General features: G+C 28.9%; 7 protein-coding genes. All 7 read left to right on the forward strand.

Annotation, left to right across the window (positions count from 1 at the left end):
• Positions 1-623 (forward strand): poly-gamma-glutamate system protein (gene pgsW, locus ACWI69_RS11785; RefSeq protein WP_448822028.1); only part of this gene is annotated, 623 nt, incomplete at its 5' end.
• Positions 624-675: 52 nt separating this feature from the next.
• Positions 676-981 carry an ROK family protein gene (locus tag ACWI69_RS11790; RefSeq protein WP_448822033.1) on the forward strand — a complete coding sequence of 102 codons (306 nt, stop codon included), beginning with the start codon at positions 676-678 and terminating at the stop codon, positions 979-981.
• 138 nt (positions 982-1,119) lie between these two features.
• Positions 1,120-1,572, forward strand: coding sequence for an ROK family protein (locus ACWI69_RS11795; RefSeq protein WP_448822029.1), 453 nt, complete (start codon positions 1,120-1,122; stop codon positions 1,570-1,572).
• A complete protein-coding gene (locus ACWI69_RS11800) occupies positions 1,517-1,990 on the forward strand; it encodes an ROK family protein (RefSeq protein WP_448822034.1) in 474 nt (157 codons plus the stop codon). Before ACWI69_RS11795 ends, ACWI69_RS11800 begins: the two co-directional genes overlap by 56 nt.
• 137 nt (positions 1,991-2,127) lie before the next feature.
• A complete protein-coding gene (locus tag ACWI69_RS11805; protein WP_448822030.1) occupies positions 2,128-3,009 on the forward strand; it encodes a YhfZ family protein in 882 nt (293 codons plus the stop codon).
• Positions 3,010-3,070: 61 nt separating this feature from the next.
• Complete coding sequence (locus tag ACWI69_RS11810; RefSeq protein ID WP_448822031.1) at positions 3,071-3,424, forward strand: PRD domain-containing protein; 354 nt, start codon at positions 3,071-3,073, stop codon at positions 3,422-3,424.
• 28 nt (positions 3,425-3,452) lie between these two features.
• The gene (locus ACWI69_RS11815) at positions 3,453-3,812 is read left to right on the forward strand and encodes a DUF2620 domain-containing protein (protein WP_448822032.1); all 360 of its coding nucleotides are present in this window, start codon (positions 3,453-3,455) and stop codon (positions 3,810-3,812) included.
• Positions 3,813-3,820: the final 8 nt, after the last annotated feature.

A 3,820-nucleotide genomic window follows, 5' to 3' on the forward strand; every position in this document is an offset into this window, starting at 1 on the left:
GAGATACTGTTTATGTGAATATGTCCAGTTCTTTTCCTGGACTCAACCTATCTTTAATATCAGCTTTAGATACCCTGAATCTAAGGGGAGTTATAATAAACTCTATTGGCTCATCAATGTATAGAGCTAATAATGAGGGGTTCACATTTTTAGAAATGGCAGAGTATTTAAAATCTAAAAATATGATAAAAAATAATATAAAACTTTATACTTTAGGTGGAGATGCAGATGAAGGACTGAATTTTGATGAAGATACGAAAAAAAGTTTAATAGAGAGAGTGAAAAATATGGATATTCAAAGGTTGGATTTTAAGGATTTAAATGATAATATAAAAAAAAGAATAAACTATTATGAAGAGTATCCAAATCCAAAGTATTTTATAAATATTGGTGGAAATTTAGTTTCTTCTAAGTTAGAAAAATATTATAAGAATTTAGGAGTTCCTACTTTAACGATGTTAAATATTAAACAGATAGCTCTTGCAAATGGAATTTCTAATACAAAAGAGACAAGTATATTATATGATGAGTTTCAAAATTTAGTATTTTACTTTGGGATTCTATTAATTTTTATAGGGTATGTTTTGTTTAAAGTTTATTTTAATATGCTAAATTCACAATAAAAGAGACTATACATAAAATTGACAAAACATAAATGATACGGTATATAAAATAATTGAAGCTAAAGATATATTGATATTTGCTTCTGAAGGAGAGATACTATCTAAAAAAATAATAGAGGAAAGTGCTAAGAGATTGGGACAAGGGCTTTCAATATTGATAGATGTATTAAATCCAGAAGCAATAATAATAGGAAGTATCTACAGTAGGTGTGAAAATTTATTTAAACCCATTGTGGATTTAATTTTAGAAAAAGAGTGTGTAGAACAATCGTTAAATAGTTGTAAAATTTTACCAGCAAAATTAAGTGAAAATGTTGGAGATTTAGCAGCTATTATAGTTGCTACGGGAGAATATTAAAAAAATACAGTGTTTGAGGGATATATCCCATTAGCAATGTTTTTATATTGTCTTCAAAAACTATTTTTGTCATAATTTTTACTCTATATTTTTGAAAAAAGAAATCAGATTACTTATAAATTTTAAATGGAGGATTTTATGAGACTAGGAGCTATTGAAGCTGGGGGAACAAAATTTGTATGTGGAATTGCTGATAAAGAGGGGAATGTTTTAGAAAGAGTTAGTTTTCCAACTGAAACACCTGAAATCACTTTACAAAAAGTTTATAATTTTTTTAAAAATAAGGGAGTTGAAGCTATTGGAGTTGGTTCCTTTGGTCCAATTGATCCCAATCCAAGTTCTGAAATTTATGGGTATATAACAAAAACTCCTAAAAAATATTGGAGCGATTTCAATTTAATTGGGGAGTTACAAAAGAAATTAAATGTTTCTATGGTTTTTGACACAGATGTTAATAGTGCTACACTAGGTGAAGCTACTTGGGGAGCCAGCAAAAGGGCTAAAAAATTGTCTTTACCTTACAATTGGAACTGGGATTGGTGGTGGAGTACTAGTTTCTGGAAAACTGGTTCACGGAATGCTTCATCCTGAGATGGGACATATTTTTGTTAGAAGGCATCCGGATGATTCGTATGTAGGAAAATGTCCGTTCCATAAAGATTGTTTTGAAGGGTTAGCATCAGGACCAGCTATTGAAGAAAGATGGGGAGTAAAAGCCTATGAACTTTCTGTTAGTCATAAAGCTTGGGAATTTGAAGCATATTATATTGCCCAAGCTCTTGTAAATTATATTTTAACTATTTCGCCGGAAAGAATAGTTCTTGGCGGTGGAGTTATGAAACAATTTCAATTATTTCCTTTAATTAGAAAAAATGTAAAAGAGATGTTGAATAATTATGTTCAAACTAAAGAAATTTTAGAAAATATTGATAAATATATTGTTTCTTCAGCTCTTGGAGATAATGCTAGATTATTGGGCTGTATAGCTCTTGTATTAAAGTTGAAGTAAATCAAACAAAAAGTCGTAGATTAATCTATGACTTTTTGTTTTTAAAAAGTTAAAAATGTTGACTTTTTAAAATAATAGGTTATAATAAGTACATAAATCTTATTTTCAAAAAAATGAAAATTAGAAAAGAGGTCGATATGAACAGTAAAACTGGAAAATTACAAAAAGCTATAGGAGAGTTAGCAAAAGATATTTTAAATAGAAAATCAGAGGAGAATTTGGATACAATTACAAACTACTCTGAGTACTTAGAACTGTCTTTAGGAACAATACAAAAAGCTTTAAAAGAATTGACAGATATAAAAGTAATTGATTTGAAGAAAAAAGGTAAATATGGAACTGCTATCGAAAGCATAGATTACAAAAAACTTCTACAAGTTTTAAAAGTGGATTATCTTTTGTGTGTTATGCCGATAACATATTCACAAAGATATAAAAAAATAATGGATAATATTGCAAATAGCTTAAAAATACCTATTCCCCTATATTTTTCTCATATGAGAGGTGGATATGTTAGGTTAAAACTTATTGAAGAGGGAGTTTATCACTTTGGTGTTGTTTCAAAGCTAGCTGCCCAAAATGCCATTGATTCTGGATTTAATTTGGAAATTATAGAGGAGTTTGGAGCGAGAACCTATGTTACAAAACATGTTATTTTGAAAAGAAAAAATTGTAAGGTAGTTAATGTTGGGAAAGATCCTGAGTCAAATGATCATATTTTTTTAACAGATTTTAATTTTCAAAAAAATGAAAACACAAAATTTATCGATATTAAGTATTTAGAAGTTATTGAAAATCTTATAAATGAGAAGATAGATGCTGCTATTTGGAATTATGACGATGTTTTAGACAAGATGATACATCTAGAAAAACATGGAATAATGATAGAGGAATTGACTGAAAATGAAGGGAATCTTTTAGCTACAGAGTCAGTTATAGTAATAAGAAAAGATAATGATGTTATAAAAAATATATTTAAAAAATTTTTCGATAAAGGAAAATTTAAACTTATAGATTGAAATTAAAAAATTATAAAAACAGTTGAAAGATGGTAAAGATTAAATAGAATTTGGAGGGAAAATGAATTTACAAACTAGATTGGAGATATTGAATAGTTCAGGAGCTATAACTGATTGTACAAAAGAAGTTATGCTAAATGTAATTGAGATGTTTAATGAAAAACATAGTATTGAACTTACTGAAGAGAATGGGGCGATGATGGTAACTCATCTGTCAATGGCTATCATGAGAGTGAAAAATAGTGAACCAGTTAAAACTATAGATGAAGAGGTATTTAAAGAGACTTTAGAAAGCGAACATATTGAAAAAGCTAATTTAATCTACGGTGATTTATCAGAAGTATTGGATATAGTTTTACCAGAGGATGAAAAGAAATATATGCTTGTAAATATCTGTGTAATTTTAGAAAAATAATAAAATAAAAATAAGAGGGAGTGAATTTATGAAGAGAATAGCTATAGGTGGGCAGATTGATAAAGAGAGATTGGCTGAAATCGTAAGAAAAATTTGTGGAGAAAAAGCAGTTGTAACAGTAAAAACAGATATTGAAGCGGCTATGGATGTGAAGACAAATATGGCAGATTATTATTTAGGAGCTTGCAATACTGGTGGAGGTGGAGCCTTAGCTATGGCTATTGCACTTTTAGGAGCTAGTAACTGCGCTACAGTTTCTATGCCAGGGAATATAAAAAGTGATGATGAGATAAAAGCTGAAATTGCTAGTGGAAAAAAGGCTTTTGGATTTACAGCTCAGCATATAGATACAGTTGTACCAGTTATTTTAGCAGAGATTTTAAAATAGAGAAAATA

The sequence above is a fragment of the Cetobacterium sp. genome, from assembly GCF_977044495.1.